Origin of the sequence: Rhodococcoides corynebacterioides NBRC 14404 (genome assembly GCF_001894765.1) — a bacterium.
GTDB classification, from domain to species: Bacteria; Actinomycetota; Actinomycetes; order Mycobacteriales; family Mycobacteriaceae; genus Rhodococcoides; species Rhodococcoides corynebacterioides.
The window spans coordinates 117,196-132,797 of the sequence record NZ_BCWV01000007.1 but is presented as its reverse complement, the minus strand read 5'-3'; the positions used below and the strand labels follow the sequence as shown (position 1 = coordinate 132,797).

At 70.4% G+C, this 15,602-nt stretch carries 15 protein-coding genes, 1 tRNA gene and 1 other RNA gene; 9 read left to right on the top strand and 8 right to left on the bottom strand.

The annotated features are described in order from the left end of the window. Positions 1-102 precede the first annotated feature (102 nt). Entirely contained in the window at positions 103-1,248 is a 1,146-nt protein-coding gene (locus RC2_RS16200; protein WP_072681636.1) for a sensor histidine kinase, read from the top strand. Continuing rightward, on the top strand, positions 1,245-1,880 hold the full coding sequence (locus RC2_RS16195; protein WP_072681658.1) for a response regulator: 636 nt from the start codon (positions 1,245-1,247) through the stop codon (positions 1,878-1,880). Before RC2_RS16200 ends, RC2_RS16195 begins: the two co-directional genes overlap by 4 nt. Here RC2_RS16195 and RC2_RS16190 read toward each other — a convergent pair. The 5 genes from RC2_RS16190 to ffs all read right to left on the bottom strand — a co-directional run bounded on the left by RC2_RS16190 (position 1,877) and on the right by ffs (position 7,605). Then, positions 1,877-4,129, bottom strand: a complete 2,253-nt coding sequence (locus RC2_RS16190; protein ID WP_072681634.1) for a DNA polymerase III subunits gamma/tau — start codon at positions 4,127-4,129, stop codon at positions 1,877-1,879. The genes RC2_RS16195 and RC2_RS16190 overlap by 4 nt on opposite strands. Positions 4,130-4,167: 38 nt before the next feature. Next, a complete protein-coding gene (locus RC2_RS16185; RefSeq protein WP_068150972.1) occupies positions 4,168-4,752 on the bottom strand; it encodes an HhH-GPD-type base excision DNA repair protein in 585 nt (194 codons plus the stop codon). A 185-nt stretch (positions 4,753-4,937) separates the two neighbouring features. Then, positions 4,938-5,849, bottom strand: coding sequence for a hypothetical protein (locus RC2_RS16180; protein WP_068150974.1), 912 nt, complete (start codon positions 5,847-5,849; stop codon positions 4,938-4,940). A gap of 339 nt (positions 5,850-6,188) precedes the next feature. Beyond that, the gene (locus RC2_RS16175) at positions 6,189-7,469 is read right to left on the bottom strand and encodes an aspartate aminotransferase type Ic (RefSeq protein WP_068150977.1); all 1,281 of its coding nucleotides are present in this window, start codon (positions 7,467-7,469) and stop codon (positions 6,189-6,191) included. Between the two features lie 41 nt (positions 7,470-7,510). Beyond that, an RNA gene (ffs, locus tag RC2_RS16170) (signal recognition particle sRNA small type) lies at positions 7,511-7,605 on the bottom strand. Between the two features lie 94 nt (positions 7,606-7,699). Between ffs and RC2_RS16165 the strand changes: the two genes are divergently transcribed. Next, positions 7,700-7,787 (top strand) — tRNA-Ser (locus tag RC2_RS16165). Positions 7,788-7,826: 39 nt separating this feature from the next. Here RC2_RS16165 and RC2_RS18985 read toward each other — a convergent pair. Both RC2_RS18985 and RC2_RS16160 read right to left on the bottom strand, forming a co-directional pair. Beyond that, complete coding sequence (locus RC2_RS18985) at positions 7,827-7,979, bottom strand: hypothetical protein (RefSeq protein WP_156509765.1); 153 nt, start codon at positions 7,977-7,979, stop codon at positions 7,827-7,829. Between the two features lie 39 nt (positions 7,980-8,018). Continuing rightward, positions 8,019-8,930, bottom strand: coding sequence for a DUF2797 domain-containing protein (locus RC2_RS16160; protein WP_082895661.1), 912 nt, complete (start codon positions 8,928-8,930; stop codon positions 8,019-8,021). A gap of 28 nt (positions 8,931-8,958) precedes the next feature. Here RC2_RS16160 and RC2_RS16155 point away from each other — a divergent pair, with 28 nt between their 5' ends. Further along, positions 8,959-9,498: a hypothetical protein gene (locus tag RC2_RS16155; RefSeq protein WP_068150979.1), complete on the top strand. Its 540-nt coding sequence runs from the start codon at positions 8,959-8,961 to the stop codon at positions 9,496-9,498. A gap of 157 nt (positions 9,499-9,655) precedes the next feature. Next, positions 9,656-10,564, top strand: coding sequence for an alpha/beta fold hydrolase (locus RC2_RS16150; RefSeq protein ID WP_245811153.1), 909 nt, complete (start codon positions 9,656-9,658; stop codon positions 10,562-10,564). A 77-nt stretch (positions 10,565-10,641) separates the two neighbouring features. On the opposite strand, the gene RC2_RS16145 is transcribed toward RC2_RS16150, so the two are convergent. Beyond that, positions 10,642-12,021: an MFS transporter gene (locus RC2_RS16145; RefSeq protein WP_072681656.1), complete on the bottom strand. Its 1,380-nt coding sequence runs from the start codon at positions 12,019-12,021 to the stop codon at positions 10,642-10,644. 145 nt (positions 12,022-12,166) lie between these two features. Between RC2_RS16145 and RC2_RS16140 the strand changes: the two genes are divergently transcribed. The 4 genes from RC2_RS16140 to RC2_RS16125 all read left to right on the top strand — a co-directional run bounded on the left by RC2_RS16140 (position 12,167) and on the right by RC2_RS16125 (position 15,571). Further along, a complete protein-coding gene (locus RC2_RS16140; RefSeq protein WP_245811152.1) occupies positions 12,167-13,105 on the top strand; it encodes a LysR family transcriptional regulator in 939 nt (312 codons plus the stop codon). Continuing rightward, positions 13,102-13,995: a tRNA glutamyl-Q(34) synthetase GluQRS gene (gene gluQRS / locus RC2_RS16135; RefSeq protein ID WP_072681632.1), complete on the top strand. Its 894-nt coding sequence runs from the start codon at positions 13,102-13,104 to the stop codon at positions 13,993-13,995. The genes RC2_RS16140 and gluQRS overlap by 4 nt, the downstream gene beginning before the upstream one ends. Before the next feature lie 120 nt (positions 13,996-14,115). Next, positions 14,116-14,745, top strand: a complete 630-nt coding sequence (locus tag RC2_RS16130; protein WP_072681631.1) for an RDD family protein — start codon at positions 14,116-14,118, stop codon at positions 14,743-14,745. Positions 14,746-14,833: 88 nt separating this feature from the next. Then, complete coding sequence (locus RC2_RS16125; protein ID WP_068150161.1) at positions 14,834-15,571, top strand: queuosine precursor transporter; 738 nt, start codon at positions 14,834-14,836, stop codon at positions 15,569-15,571. Positions 15,572-15,602: the final 31 nt, after the last annotated feature.

The window sequence follows — 15,602 nt, the reverse complement described above, 5'->3', positions numbered from 1 at the left end:
AGCGTCGATCGTCGGGCGGCCTGCCACATCGGCCGACCGAGCCACCCGCCGGTCATCCGAAGGAATGACGACCGCCGTCCCCGGCCGTGCTGTGATGAGGCGGTGAGATCGCGACGCGTGTCCCTCGACGTCGTCATCGCCGCGGGCCTGTTCGGCGTCGGAGTGGTCCTCTACCTCTCCGGGCTCTTCTCGCTGGGCACCGAACGCACCGACGTACCGCTCGCCGTACGACTCGTCCTGCTCGCCGCCCTCTGCCTCGTCGGGTGCGCCCGACGCGCCCGGCCGGGAGCGGCCCTCGCCCTCGGCACCGTGCTGTTCGCCGTGGATCTCGTCCTCGGCCCATCGGTGCCCGTCTGGATCGTCCTCGCCGACCTGCTCTACGCCGCCGTCCGACACGGGTCGCCGCGGGTGGGGCGGGCGGCCACCTACGCGACGGGCATCGGCGTCGTCGTGCTGGCGGGCGTCGTGCTGGCCGCGGAGCACGACGTCCGACCCGCCGCCGGCGCGCTCGTGGTGAGTGCCCTGTTCTTCGGGACCTCCCTCTGGTGGGGCCTGGCCATCAAGCGGCAGGTGGAGCTGACCGACATCGAACGCGAACGGGCCCGCGCCCACCGCATCCTCGCCGACCGCGACCGCGAGGCCGCCGTCGCCGAGGAGCGCAACGCCATGGCCCGCGACCTGCACGACGTCATCGCCGGGCATCTGTCCTCCATCGCCATCCACTCCACCGCGGCGCTCTCTCGCGACGTCGACCCGGCCGTGCGCGAATCGCTGATCGCGATCCGCACCGGAAGCACCGCCGCGTTGACCGAGATGCGCGCCATGATCGACGTCCTCCACGCCGACGCCGCCGATCCCGCCGTCGCCCCGCCCCGCTTGGCGGACCTGCACGTCGTCGTCGACGCGGCCCGCGCGACCGGCACCGACGTCTCGGTCGACCTCGAGGTCGGGGACCTGCCCACCGTCGTCGACCACGCGGCCTACCGCATCGTCCATGAAGCCGTGGTCAACGCTATGAAGCACGCAGCTCGTCGGCCCATCGACGTCGCCGCGAACCGCACGGGCACCGAGCTGCGACTGATCGTCCGCAACGACCTCGATGCGGACGCCGACAAGACCCGGCGCGTCGGCCGCGGGCTCGCGAACATGAAGCACCGCGCGCAACTGCTCGGCGGCGACTGCAGCGCGGGTCCGTGCGGCGGGCACTGGGTGGTCCGAGCGCACCTCCCGGTGGGGTCGGCGTCGTGATCACGGTGGTGCTGGCGGACGACCACGCCGCGATCCGCGCCGGTCTTCGCATGCTGCTGGATGGGCACGACGACATCGAGGTGGTCGCCGAGGCCGAGAACGGCGCGTCGGCGGTCACCGTCGCCCGGACGCATCGTCCCGACGTGGTGCTCATGGACATTCGCATGCCGGGGATGGACGGCATCGAGGCGACCCGGCACATCGTCGAGACGACGTCGAGCCGAGTCCTGGTGCTCACCACGTTCGACGTGGACGACTACGTCTTCGCCGCCTTGCACGCCGGCGCCTCGGGTTTCCTGCTCAAGACGGCGTCGGCCGACGAGTTGCTCGGCGCCGTGCGCAGCGTCGCGGCGGGGGACGGCGCCCTCGGGCCCGGCGCCACCCGGGCGGTGATCGAGCGGTTCGTCAGCAGCCCCCGTTCGACGACCGCACCGGCGGGATACGACGACCTCACGCCCCGCGAACGCGACGTGCTCCACCTGTTGGGCCAGGGTCTGTCCAACCACGAACTGTCGACGGCGCTGCAGGTCAGCGAGGCGACAGTGAAGACCCACGTGTCGCGCGTACTGGCCAAACTCGGACTGGAGTCCCGCGTGCAGGCCGCCATCGCCGCCGCCGAGGCCGGCCTCTAGACCTCCTTGATCGGCGTCGCGCCCAGCTCGGTCTGCAGCAGTTCCAGGGCCACCTCGTCGGGGTCACGACGCGTCGCAGGATCCACCGGCTCCTTGGCCTGCTTCATCATCTCCTCCTGCTCCTCCGGACTTTCCGGGGGCGGAGGGCCGTCGTAGGAGTCGTACCCCGGATCCGGATAGTCCGGCTCCTCTGGAGGCGGTGGGATGTCGTCGGACCCGTCGCGGCCGTCCGGGGATGCCCTCGAGGGCGCGGGCGGCGGGGTCGACCGGGACGGGCGCGAGAACCGGGGCGGTGCCGGACGCTCCTTCGGCGCGGCCGCGGGAGCCGCGGCGGGTGCCGGGGCAGCGGCAGCACCGCCCACCTCGCACTGCACCGTCCACTCGACCCCGAACACGTCGCGCAGCGCGTCGACGATCACCGCGGCGTTCCGCGGCTCGACCAGTCGCTTCGCCAGCGGGGCCGAATCGTGGGCGAGGACGAGCGTGCCGTCGGTGACCGCGCGAACGGTGGCGCCGGACAGCATCACCTCGACCGTCCGACTCCGCTCCCGCACCTTGGTGCGCACCTCCGACCAGACAGCGCGGATGTCCGCGGCGTCCGGGCCCGATGCCGCGATCGGCTCCGGATCCGGCTCGGCCGCGGGTTCGGGTTCGTGCGCGTACTCGGGAGCGGCGGCGGGTTCCGGCTCGGGGGTCGGGGCGGGAACCGGATCGGCCGGGGCCACCCGAGTCGGCTCCGGGGGTTCCTGGCGCGGCGGCTCCGGCGATTCCTGGTGCGGCTGCTGCGGGGGTTCCTGGCGTGGCGGCTCCGGGGCAGGGGGGCTCTGCCGCGGCGCTTCCGCAGCAGGGGGTTCCTGGCGCGGCGGCTCCGGTGCAGGGGGTTCCTGGCGCGGCGGCTCCGAGGTAGGGGGTTCCTGACGCGGCGGCTCCGGTGTGGGGGGTGCTGCGGCTGCCCGCTCGGACGGCCGGACGAATCGCGGCGCGGCCTCCGTCGCGGCCGCGGCGCGCGGGGCGTCGGCACGCGGAGCCTCGGCCGCCGCGCGGTCCTGCCGGTGCTCGGCGTCCACCGCAGCCTGCTCGCCGACCGGGAGGCTGACGTCGAGACGTCGTTCCAACCGTTCGATGCGGTGCAGCACAGCACTTTCCGCGTCGGACGCCGCCGGCAGCAGCATGCGAGCGCACATGACCTCGAGCAGCAACCTCGGCGCCGTGGCACCCCGCATCTCGCCCAGGCCGGCGTGCACCGTCTCGGCGTACCGAGCCAGTGTGGCGGGGCCGATGCGCTCGGCCTCGTCCCGCATCCGCTCGATCATGTCGGCGGGGGCGTCGACGAGTCCGCGCTCCCCGGCGTCGGGCACCGCGCGCATGAGGATCAGGTCGCGGAAGCGATCGAGCAGATCGACGGCGAAGCGGCGCGGATCGTGGCCGGCGTCCATGACCTTCTCCACGGTTCCGAACAGCGCGGCACCGTCCTGCGCCGCCAGGGCGTCGACCGCTTCGTCGATCAGCGCGACATCGGTGACGCCGAGCAACATCAGGGCGCGGGAGTACTGGACACCCTCGTCCCCCGCGCCGGCCAGCAACTGGTCGAGCACGCTGAGGGTGTCACGCGGCGACCCCCCGCCGGCCCGAATGACCAACGGATACACCGCATCCTGGACCGTCACGTTCTCTTCGGCGCAGATGCGCTCCATCAACCCGCGCATCGCGACAGGCGGAAGCAAGCGGAACGGATAGTGGTGCGTGCGACTGCGAATGGTCGGCAACACCTTCTCCGGCTCCGTGGTGGCGAAGACGAAGATCAGGTGCGCGGGCGGCTCCTCGACGATCTTGAGCAGCGCGTTGAATCCCGCCGTGGTGACCATGTGCGCCTCGTCCACGATGAAGACGCGGTACCGCGACTCGGCCGGGGCGTAGAACGCCCGATCCCGCAATTCCCGGGTGTCGTCGACACCGCCGTGACTGGCGGCGTCGAGCTCGATCACGTCCAGGTTGCCGGGACCACCGGGCGCCAGGGCCACGCACGAGGAGCAGACACCGCACGGCGTCGACGTCGGGCCCTGCACGCAGTTGAGCGACCGGGCGAGAATGCGCGCCGACGACGTCTTGCCGCACCCGCGCGGGCCGGAGAACAGGTAGGCATGGTTGATGCGGCCAGAGTCCAGCGCGACCGACAGCGGCTCGGTGACGTGCTCCTGGCCCACCACTTCCGCGAACGACGCAGGACGGTACTTCCGGTACAAGGCCACGTCGAGGAGACTACCGACGTCGTCCGACAGTCGAGAATCTACGAGCCGGCGCTCTCCTTGGCCGCCTTCTTCGCGGCCTTCTTGAACTCGCGGACCTGCCCGAGCGACTCCGCGTCGACCACGTCGGCGATGGACCGCCGCGACCCGTCCTCACCGTAGGCACCGGCGGCCTCGCGCCACCCGACCGGCTCGACGCCCATCTGCTTGCCCAGCAACGCCACGAAGATCCGTGCCTTCTGGTCGCCGTATCCCGGCAGCGCTGTGAGCCGCTTCAGAACTTCCTTGCCGTTGGGCTCGCCGTCGGTCCAGATGGCGTCGGCGCGACCGCCCCACTCGTCGACGATGTACGCGCACAACGCCTGGATCCGCTTGCCCATGGAGCCGGGGAAGCGATGCACCGCCGGCGTGGTGCTGCAGTACTCGAGGAAAGTGTCCTCTGGCATCTCGGCGATGGTGTGCACGTCGAGAGACCCGATCCGATCGACCAGCTTCTTCGGTCCCGCGAACGCCGACTCCATCGGCACCTGTTGGTCGAGCAACATCCCGATCAGCAGGGCGAGCGGGTCGGAGGCGAGCAGTGCGTCGGCGTCCGGGTCGCCGACCAGATGGAGGGTCCTGGCCATGGGGTCCAGTGTGGCACGGGGGTGCCGGGTGCTCAGGTTTCCGCCATCCTCACCGGTTGCAACCCGTGTAGGTGACCAGAACCTGCGCAGGTGCTCGGCAGCCCCCACCCGCTCAGGTTTCCGTCACCCTCACCGGTTGCAACCCGTGCAGGTGACCAGAACCTGCGCAGGTGCTCGGCAGCCGGTCACCGACCGACCAGAGCAGCGAGGACCCGTCGTGCCAGCCGGCCGTCCGCGAGGTCCGCCCAGGTCCAGCGGATCACCACGTATCCCGCGGCCCGGAGCGCGTCCTCGCGCAGCTTCTCGCGGACCACGGCGTCACCACCCTGGTCCCCGGCGTACTTGCTCAGGCCGTCGAACTCACCCACGACCCCGTCCCAGAGAAAGTCGACGCGGTAGGTCTTCCCGTCGACCACGATCTCGACCTGCAGGTCCGGAGCCGGGACGTCGAACCGGTCGAAGTACACGCGGCTGCGGGATTCACCGACACTCTCGCTGCGGCTGTCGAGGAAGGACAGAACCCGTCGCGCCTTGGCGGTTCCCCGACGACGACCGCAGCGTGCAAGCGCTGCTGCCAGCAGTTCGGGTGTGGCCAGCTGAGAGCGCAGTGCCGAATCCCCCACGCAGACCGCCTCGTCGAACGGTAGGGCGCACGCAAGGTCGGCGATGGTGCGTGCCGCCGTCGTGATCGGGAGTCCGAGCCGCTCCGTGACGTCCACCGCGTCCAGCAGATGCGCGTGCACGTGTCGCATACGGTCGACCCGTCCGCCGGTCGGACGATCGGCGGTGAGGTGCACGATCTCGGGCGCGCCCCGCCAGAGATCGAAGCCCCAGGCCAGGGCGGCGGACTGGTGACTCAGAACCAGACCCGACGAGGCCGCGTCGAGTGCCGCACGAGCCAGGAGTAGGTGCCGCTCCTCCGGAGTGGCAGCAGTGATCTGCACCGTCTCGGCGAAGCACCCGCGCCGGATCGGAACGATCGTGCCGCCCCGCTTGGCGGTTCGAATCTCCGCGTCCGTCACCCCACGGCGGAGGAGAGCACGCCGGGTCAGCAGAAGGTCGTTCTCGTCCGAGGTGAACTCGGGCTGTGCACTCATTCGAGCAGCATGACGGGCTGACGGACGGCGACGAGGCCGTCATCCACAGGGCTCGGAGTTGTCCACACCCACCGAGCGGCGACACCTGCTCAGGTTTCCGCCACCCTCACCAGCTGCAACCTGCGCGCCTGACCAGAACCTGCGCAACTGCCGGAACCGCGCCACCTGCTCAGGTTCCCGCCACCCTCACCAGCTGCAACCTGCGCGCCTGACCAGAACCTGCGCAGCAACTCCGCAAGCCCCATCTGCTCAGGTTCCCGCCACCCTCACCGGTTGCAACCCGCGCACGTGACCGGAACCTGCGCAAGTCAGGGCGCGCTGCGCAGCCCAGCCGAACGACTACCCCCGCAACTTCTCCGTCGCGGCGAGCAGGACACACGTCGCCACCCCGTCCATGGCGGCGGCGAGCTCGTCGGTGGAGGGGAAGCTCGGGGCGAGGCGGATGTTCTTGTCCTCGGGGTCCCGCTTGTACGGAAACGCGGAGCCGGCGGCGGTGAGGGCGATGCCCGCGTCCTTGGCCAGGGCGATGGTGCGGGCGGCGGTGCCCTCGAGCACGTCGAGGCTGACGAAGTACCCACCGGCGGGCTCGGTCCAGGACGCGACCTTCGATGCGCCGAGCCGGTCGTCGAGAATCTGCTGCACCAGCGCGAACTTCGGCGCAAGGATCTCGCGGTGCTTCGCCATGTGGGCGCGCACACCGTCGGCGTCACCGAAGAAGCGCAGGTGGCGCAGCTGGTTCAGCTTGTCGGGCCCGATGCTCTTCTTGCCGAAGTGCGACAGGTACCAATCCAGGTTCGCAGTCGAGGCACCCAGGAAGCTCACGCCGGCGCCGGCGAACGTCACCTTGGACGTCGACGCGAACACGTACGGGCGATTGGGGTGACCGGCCTCCTCGGCCATGCCCAACACGTCGTATGCCGGGGGGAAGGCCTCGGCGAGCGGATGCACGGCGTAGGCGTTGTCCCAGAACAGACGGAAATCGGGGGCGGCCGCGGGCATGGTCGCGAGCGCCCGCACCACCTCGTCGCTGTACACGGCGCCGGTGGGGTTGGCGTAGTTGGGCACGCACCACATGCCCTTGATCTGCGGATCCGCGGACAGCAGCCGCTCCACCTCGGCCACGTCGGGGCCGTCCGGGTTCATGCGCACCGGGATCATCTCGATGCCGACGCTCTCGGTGATCGCGAAGTGCCGGTCGTACCCGGGGCTGGGGCACAGGAAGCGCACGACGGGCTCCTGCGACCACGGCCGCACCGAGTCGACGGTGCCGTGCAGCAGCGCCCACACCACGAGGTCGTGCATGATCTCGAGGCTCGCGTTGTTGCCCGCCACCAGGTTGGCCACGGGGATCGACAGCAGCTCACCGAAGATGGCCCGCAGCTCGGGCAGCCCCTGCAGGCCGCCGTAGTTGCGGCAGTCGGTTCCGGACCCGTCGCGGAAATCCGCCCCCGGGAGCGTGAGCAGATCGGACGCCAGATCCAACTGCTCGGGCGACGGCTTGCCGCGGGTGAGGTCGAGGGCGAGGCCACGGGCCTGCAACGCTCGGTACGCCTCGGTCTGCTTCTCGTGCTCCGCAGCCAACTCGTCGGGATTCATCAGTCCGAGTTGCGTCGTGGGCATGACGAGAGGGGCCTTTCGAAGGGCGACCGCGCGGGAGTGAAGTAAGGGGACCCCGCGCACCCGGCAGAGCCCGTTGACCCTTGCTGCCTTCCGGCCCTGGGGGAGTTCACAGGATGCGCGCCGCGCGGGATCCGCAGACGAGTCTAGTCATAGTCCCGGCGCGGCACCGAACTCCCCTGGTCGCGGGTCCGATTGGCTCCGAGCGGGGTGCCGCCGGTATGGTGGCCCACGGAGGATTCGCCTAGTGGCCTATGGCGCTCGCCTGGAACGCGGGTTGGGTTAACGCCCTCAGGGGTTCAAATCCCCTATCCTCCGCCACGTCGAGGCCCCGCACAGCATGTGCGGGGCCTCGATGCGTCACTGGTCCCGTTCCAGCACCCACGTCACCGGCGCGGGATCGGCGTCGTTCACCACGACGGCCGCCCACGCCTCGGCGGTGGAGACGTCCTCGTGGACCGCGGTGGCCAGCACGTCGTCGGTGGCGGTGTCCCTGATTCGATACATCGGCATGGCCGTCGAGTGCCCGGACGGGCGAACCCGAAACGGCTGTCAGAACAGCGCTTCCTGCACCGCGGGCAACGCCGTCTCGTAGTCACCGAACTCCACCCGGCGCCCCCGCAGACGGGACAGGTCGGCGACGTACACCGTGCCGGGATCGGCCGTCACCTCGGCGCCCACCGCCGACCCGACGCCCCATCGCACGTCCAGCCCGTGGGTCCCGACGCCCGGATCGAGGGGGTACGACGAGCGTCGCCCGGAGAACACGTCGTCGCGCGTCGGCGCCTCCCACCGTTCGTCGACGACGGAGAAACTGTCGTCGGCCACCTCCGTGGACGGGTCGGCCGCCACCTCTCTCAGCACCTCGCGGGCGAACGACGCGGCGTCGGCGTTGGCGGCGTCCAGGGCGGCGAGGTGGACGGGTCGCGCGAGTCCGGCGGCCTTGGCCGAGGCGCGCACGGCCTGCCGCAGCCCGGCGACGTCGGTGGCGGCGTCCTCGAGGATGCGCACCACGCGTCCGTCGACGGCACGGGCGACGTAGCGCCCGACCAGGGCGCCCTGCTCGAGCAGTCGGGCACTCTTGCGCGGATCCGCCGCGGTTCCCACCTTGGTCTCGCCACCGGCGAACGTGGCCACGTACAGCCAGTGCGGTTGCAGCACAACGCGTTCGAGGGACTTCGACAGGAAGTTCTGCCGGTGGACGATGTGGACGAAGCGGTACGGATCGGCGGCGGCGCAGTCGGCGCAGTGGACGCCGGACGACGCCCGGTTCCCGCGCGGGCAGGCGGTCGCGCGGCCGTCGTCGTCACGCCGGCCGATGCACCACACGATTCCGGCGTCGTCGATCGCGCGGTAGCGCAGCGAGCCGAGGACGTCGCGGGTGGTCGTCTCGCCCGTCCGGACGTTCGTGAGCGCGAGCCGCGGCCCCGGCCACTGCACTCCGCGGACGACGTGCCGATCCATGTGTGTGCTCCCCTGTCATGATTCGGCGATGCCGCTGCCGTCCCTCGTCCGGTCCGCCCGTCGACGCCTCACCACTCGGCACGGGGGAACCATGTCGCCGGAGCGGGCGGCGCGGCGACTGTCCGCCTACGTGTACGGCAACGTGCTGGTGCTGGCGGCGGCCGCGGCGTCCCCGCTGGGCTACGTCGAGGACGGTACGGCCGCGCTCCTCGTGCTGGGGACGGGGGTCTCGACGTTCCTCGCCCATATCTTCGCCGACACGGTCGCGGCGAGCGCCATCCGCGCGGACCGTCGTCACGTGCTGGAGGAACTGCGCGACGCCGTCCCCATCGCGTCGTCCGCCGCGGTGCCCGCCGCCCTGCTGGCGCTGGCCACCACGGACCTGGTCTCCGCGGCGCTCGCGCAGGCCCTGTCGGTGGGTCCGATCGCGCTGCGCGTGTCCGGAATTCCCGTCGTCGTGCAGCGGTTGCGCGGCAGCGAGGTGTCCTTCCGCGTCGTGATCGCCGGCGTCGTCCTCGCGCTCGTGGCGGCGATCGTCACGGCCGCGAAGATCGTCCTGACCCACTGACCTGCGCCGATCCCGACGCGACGATTCGTTCGCGTCGCAAACGCCTTGTGATCCATGACGCTCTGCCCCCGGGAATGTCGGACTTCTCGTTTCCCCGGAACGCCCTCCGAACCGCTCCGCCGGGGCACACTGAGGGAAGATCTACGGAGGGACACTCATGGCGGAATTCGAAGCCGCGCATCCGACGATGCACACGCTCGTCGTCCACGGCGACGCGCTGCGCTATCTCGACGTGGGCTCGGGCCCCGTGGTCGTGCTGATCCACGGGCTGCTGGGCAACCACCGCAACTGGGCGCCCCAGGTGGAGAGGCTGTCGCAGCACTACCGCGTCATCGCGCCCGATCTGCTCGGACACGGCGAGTCCGACAAGCCCGCGGGCGACTACTCGATCAGCGCCCATGCGGCGACGGTGCGAGACCTCCTGCGGTCGCTGGACATCGAGTCGGCCACGTTCGTCGGGCACTCGCTGGGCGGTGGCATCGCGATGCAGACGCTGTATCTCTTCCCGGAACTGGTGGAGCGCATGGTCCTGGTGGCCAGTGGCGGCCTCGGTCCCGAGGTCAGTCCGCTGCTGCGGGCGGCAACGCTCCCCGGCAGTGAGCTGGTCCTGCCGTTCATGGTCAACCGGGCGCTGCGCGGCATCACCGACCGCGCGCTGAGCGGCCTCGACAAACTGGGCCTGCCGGTGATGAGCCCCAGCGCCGCGGAGGCCTGGGACGCGTTCGGCAGCATCGAGGACCGCGGAACCCGCCGCGCGTTCCTGGCGACGGCCCGGTCCGTGATCGGCTTCCACGGCCAGACCGTGTGCGCCACTCCGCACTTCGCGAGCTTCCCCACCATCGACGCGATGCTCGTCTGGGGCGAGCGGGACACCATCATCCCGCTCTCGCACACCGACAACGCCCGCGCGGAGCTCCCCACCGGACGCGTCGAGATCTTCCCGCGCGCCGGGCATTTCCCGCATCTGGACTACCCGGACCGCTTCCACCGCGTGTTCGAGGAGTTCATGGCGGAGACGGCGGGATCCCCGCGACCGGACCTGGTCGCCGCCGACACCGGCGCCTGACCGACACGCCTCACACAGAACGACGGCGGGCCCGCACCGATGTTCCGGTGCGGGCCCGCCGTCAGTTCCGCGGCGACCTACTTCAGACCGACCTTGGCCAACTCGGCCTCGGTGGCGAGGGTCTTGGCGTCGGCGACGTCGATGGACTCGAGCGCGATCCCGCGCGTCTCCCGCGCCACGATGACCGCGACGAACGTGATGGCCGCGGACGCGAAGAGGTACCAGGCGATGGGCACCGAGGACCCGTAGACGTCGAGCAGCTTGACCGCGATGATCGGCGCGAGCGACCCGGCGACGATCGAGGTCACCTGGTAGCCCAGGGACACACCGGAGTAGCGCATCCGCGTCGGGAACATCTCGGACATGATCGCCGGCTGCGTCGCGTACATGAATGCGTGGAACACCAGGCCGATGATGATGGCCAGCATGATGACCACGTTGTGACCGCTGTTCATCATCGGGAAGGCGAAGAAGCCCCACGACGCCGTGGTGACGGCACCGACCAGGTACACCGGACGACGTCCGACCGTGTCCGCGAGCTGGCCGACCATCGGGATGACGGCGAAGTGAACGGCGTGCGCGGCGAGCATCCACCACAGGATGGTGCTGGTGTCCGTCCCCACCTCGACCTTGAGGTAGGTGATGGAGAAGGTGACCACCAGGTAGTACATGACGTTCTCGCCGAAGCGCAGCCCCATCGCGGTGAAGACGCCGCGCGGGTACCGCCTGACCACCTCGAACACGCCGTAGGACGCCGCCTTGATGATCTCGGTCTGCTTCTGGGCCTCGAGGAAGATCGGGGCGTCGGTGACCTTGGTGCGGATGTAGTAGCCGACGAAGACGATCACGGCGGACAGCCAGAACGCCACGCGCCAACCCCAGGAGAGGAACTGATCCTCGGGGAGCGTGGTGGTGAGCACCAGCAGCACGACGGTCGCGAGCAGGTTGCCGCCGGGCACGCCCGCCTGCGGCCAGCTGGCCCAGAAACCACGACGCGCGTTGGGGCTGTGCTCGGCGACGAGCAGCACGGCACCGCCCCACTCACCGCCGACCGCGAAGCCCTGGATGAAGCGCAGCGCGACGAGCAGTGCGGGAGCCCAGTAGCCGATCTGATCGAACGTCGGCAGACAGCCCATGAGGAACGTCGCGCTGCCGACCAGCACCAGGGAGAACTGCAGCAGCTTCTTGCGGCCGTACTTGTCGCCGAAGTGGCCGAAGACGATGCCGCCGAGCGGGCGGGCGACGAAGCCCACGGCGTAGGTGACGAACGCGGCCAGGATGGCGTCGAGCTCGCTCGTGCCCTCGGCGAACATGATCTTGCTGAAGACCAGAGTCGCTGCCGTGCCGTAGAGGAAGAACTCGTACCACTCGACCACGGTGCCCGCCATGGATGCGGCGACCACCTTCTTCAGACCCGACGGTTCCTCGTCGCGGTCGACCCTGTCGGCAACCGACATGTCCCACTCCTCGCCTGATGGACCCCGTGACCGGAGTCCGCTGTCGCCGGCTCCTGTGACCAGGAGCACACGTGCCGAGTATCGGCGGTCGTGCGCCCGCTCCACAATGGACGCTCCCGCACGACGAGCCTGCAAAGATGCACACATGTTCCCGATCGGTCGGTCGCTCCCCAGCGCCGACGACCTCCTCGTACTGCTGGCCGTTGGCCGCAGCGGACGGTTCACGACGGCGGCGGACACGCTCGGCGTCAACCACACCACCGTCTCGCGACGCATCGCCTCGCTCGAGCGCGCCCTGGGCGGCCGGGTGCTGGTGAAGACGTCCGGCGGGTGGGAACTGACCGCCCTCGGTCGGCGGGCGCTCGACGCCGCAGAGCACGTCGACGGCGTGGTGCGCGGATTGGTCGACCCCGACGGCGCTCCCCTCGGCGGCGTCGTCCGCATCTCCGCGACCGACGGGTTCAGCGCCTACATCGCCGCACCCGCCGCAGTGGAGGTCCGACGGCGACACCCGGCCGTCTCGGTGGAACTGATCGCGGCCACCCGTCGAGCGTCGGAGGCGCGGTCGGGCATGGACATCGAGGTCGTGGTCGGGCAGCCGCGCGTGCACCGGGCGGAGGCCATCCGAGTGGCCGAGTACTGCCTCGGGCTCTACGCGACCCGCGACTACCTCGACCGCCACGGCACACCGGCCGACCGGACCGACCTTGAGGCGCATCCCCTGGTCTACTTCGTCGACTCCATGTTGCGGGTCGACGACCTCGACCTCGCCCATACCGGCGTCGGCACCGGGGTCCGACTGCCCGCGATGGCGGGATCCGTCAGCTCGACCAACGTCTTCGTCCACGTCGAAGCCACTCGCGCCCACGCGGGCATCGGACTGCTCCCCTGCTTCATGGCGGACCGGCACGACGACCTGATCCGCGTTCTTCCCGACGACGTCACCGTCACTCTGGCGTACTGGCTGGTGGCCCGGACCGACACGTTGCGACGTCCGGAGGTGGCCGCCGTCGTCGACGCGATCCGGGCGCAGGCACTCGCGCGCGCCGACGAGCTTCAAGGCCGCGCCGGGGCGGCGCGGTGACGGGTGCGGGCCGGTTCGCGCCCAGCCCGTCGGGCGATCTGCACCTCGGCAATCTGCGGACCGCGGTGCTGGCGTGGCTGTTCGCACGGCGGAGCGACCGCGCGTTCCTGATCCGGATGGAGGACCTCGATCGGGTGCGCGAGGGATCGGCGGAGCGCCAGCTGGCCGACCTCGCGGCCCTCGGACTCGACCCCGACGGGCCCGTCCTGACCCAGTCGTCGCGCCGGGACGCGTACGACCACGCGATCGACACCCTCCGGTCCGCCGGCCGCGTCTACGAGTGCTTCTGCACCCGTCGAGAGATCCAGCAGGCGGCGTCGGCTCCGCACGCGCCGCAGGGCGCGTACCCCGGCACCTGCCGGAATCTGACGGACGCGGAACGCGACGAGCGCCGACGTGCGGGCCGACGCGCGGCGCTGCGCCTGCGGGCCGACGTCACCACCGCGACGGTCCACGACGTCCTGCTCGGCGACCACACGGGCGTCGTCGACGACTTGGTGCTGCGGCGGACCGACGGCGTGCCGGCCTACAACCTCGCCGTGGTCGTCGACGACGCGTTCCAGGGTGTCGATCAGATCGTTCGCGGCGACGACCTGCTGTCGTCGTCGCCGCGTCAGGCGTATCTCGCGGGCCTGTTGGGCCTGCCCGTTCCCGAGTACGTCCACGTTCCCCTCGCCCTCGGGCCGACAGGTACGCGCCTGGCCAAGCGGGACGGCGCCGTCACGCTGCGTGATCGACTGGACGCGGGCGAGTCCGCGGACGACGTACTGGCCGAGATCGCGGCATCCATCGGGGCGCCGGGCTGCCGCACGGTGGGCGATCTCGTAACCCGGTGGCAGCCCGACCTGCTGCCGCGGGAGCCGTGGTACGTGCTCGGCCACGACGCCTAGAGGTCTCGACTGTGCGTCACACCTGACACCAGGGACGAGGTCGCCCTATTGTGAGCGGGAACAACAGGCATTTCCCACCCCAGCGACCCCCAGCGACCCCCAGCGACGAGGTAGGCAGCGATGACCAGTGGCGGTTTCGACCCCGGCAAGGATCCGCAGAACCCCGGTGGCTATCCCCCGCCGCAGGGCAACTACCCGCCCCCGCAGGGCAACTACCCGCCCCCGCAGGGCAACTACCCGCCCCCGCAGGGCAACTACCCGCCCCCGCAGCAGCCGTACCAGGGCGGCGGGTACCCCACGCCGCCGCAGTTCCAGAACCCGGGCCCCGGCGGCGCACGCCCGGGCACCCTGGGTCGACGGTTCGGAGCGCGTCTGATCGACGGCATCATCGTCGGCATCGTCGCCGCGGTGCTGTCCTTCCTCACCGGTAACGAGAACAGCATCCTGGTGACGGGCCTGTTCTCCGGCCTCCTTCTCTTCGTCTACTTCGTGGCGATGGAGGTCACGCAGGGGGCGACTCTGGGCAAGAAGTTTCTCGGCCTCTCGGTGCGCGGACCCGGCGGAGGGACGATCACGCTGCAGCAGTCCGCCATTCGGAACGCCTTCATGCTGCTGACGATCATCCCCTTCATCGGCGGGCTGCTCGCGTTCATCGCGTACATCGTCATCGCGGTGACCATCAACTCGAGCCCCACCAAGCAGGGCAAGCACGACGAGTTCGCCGGCGGCACGCAGGTGGTCGAAACCTAGTCCGCCCCGACACCGCACGACCACACGACGGGCGCGCATCCCCTCCCGGGATTCGCGCCCGTCGTCGTCTCGGTGCTTGGATCGACGGGTGACTGCTACCGACACCACCGACAACGACGGTGACACCAAGTCTGGGCAGGTCGCGTTCGCCCATGTCAGCCGCGGGTACTACCCGACGATCGTCGCGCTCTTCGTCGCGACGCTGCTGATCTCGAACGTGGCCGCCAGCAAGGGTGTCGCCTTCTTCGGCTCGTCCGACCTCACCCTCGGACCTCTCCAGATCCTGCCCATCAACACCGACGGCGCGTTCTTCCTGTTCCCGCTGGCCTACATCCTGGGCGACGTGCTGTCCGAGGTGTACGGCCTGAGGGCCGCGCGCCGCGCCATCTACCTCGGCTTCGGCTCGCTGCTACTGATGTCCGTCTGCTTCTGGGTGGCCATCGAGCTGCCCGCCGCCTCCTTCTACGAGAACCAGGCGGCCCTCGAGACCGTGGTCGGCGTCGTGCCGCGGCTGGTTCTCGCCGGGCTCGCCGGCTTCGTCGTCGGCCAACTGCTCAACGCCGTCGTGCTGGTGAAGATCAAGGAACGCACCAAGGAGAAGCATCTCTGGGCGCGTCTGATCGGCTCCACCGTGGTCGGCGAGTTCTTCGACACCCTGATCTTCTGCGCCATCGCCGCCGGCGTCATCGGCATCTCGACGTGGGCCGACTTCGTCAACTACGTCGTTGTGGGCTTCCTGTGGAAGACGCTGGTCGAGGTGATCGTGCTGCCCGTCACCTACGCCGTGATCGGCTACATCAAGAAGCGCGAACCGACGTACGCCTGACCCCCGAGGACCCCTGCGCGTCCCCGTCGGA

What these genes read in the sequence shown, in the direction of transcription:
- RC2_RS16185 (WP_068150972.1), bottom strand. Translation starts at nt 4,752, where the DNA reads ATGGCCAGGACCCTCCATCTGGTCGGCGACCCGGACGCCGACGCACTG.
- RC2_RS16180 (WP_068150974.1), bottom strand. Translation starts at nt 5,849, where the DNA reads ATGAGTGCACAGCCCGAGTTCACCTCGGACGAGAACGACCTTCTGCTG.
- RC2_RS16175 (WP_068150977.1), bottom strand. Translation starts at nt 7,469, where the DNA reads ATGCCCACGACGCAACTCGGACTGATGAATCCCGACGAGTTGGCTGCG.
- RC2_RS18985 (WP_156509765.1), bottom strand. Translation starts at nt 7,979, where the DNA reads ATGCCGATGTATCGAATCAGGGACACCGCCACCGACGACGTGCTGGCC.
- RC2_RS16160 (WP_082895661.1), bottom strand. Translation starts at nt 8,930, where the DNA reads ATGGATCGGCACGTCGTCCGCGGAGTGCAGTGGCCGGGGCCGCGGCTC.
- RC2_RS16155 (WP_068150979.1), top strand. Translation starts at nt 8,959, where the DNA reads ATGCCGCTGCCGTCCCTCGTCCGGTCCGCCCGTCGACGCCTCACCACT.
- RC2_RS16150 (WP_245811153.1), top strand. Translation starts at nt 9,656, where the DNA reads ATGGCGGAATTCGAAGCCGCGCATCCGACGATGCACACGCTCGTCGTC.
- RC2_RS16145 (WP_072681656.1), bottom strand. Translation starts at nt 12,021, where the DNA reads ATGTCGGTTGCCGACAGGGTCGACCGCGACGAGGAACCGTCGGGTCTG.
- RC2_RS16140 (WP_245811152.1), top strand. Translation starts at nt 12,167, where the DNA reads ATGTTCCCGATCGGTCGGTCGCTCCCCAGCGCCGACGACCTCCTCGTA.
- RC2_RS16130 (WP_072681631.1), top strand. Translation starts at nt 14,116, where the DNA reads ATGACCAGTGGCGGTTTCGACCCCGGCAAGGATCCGCAGAACCCCGGT.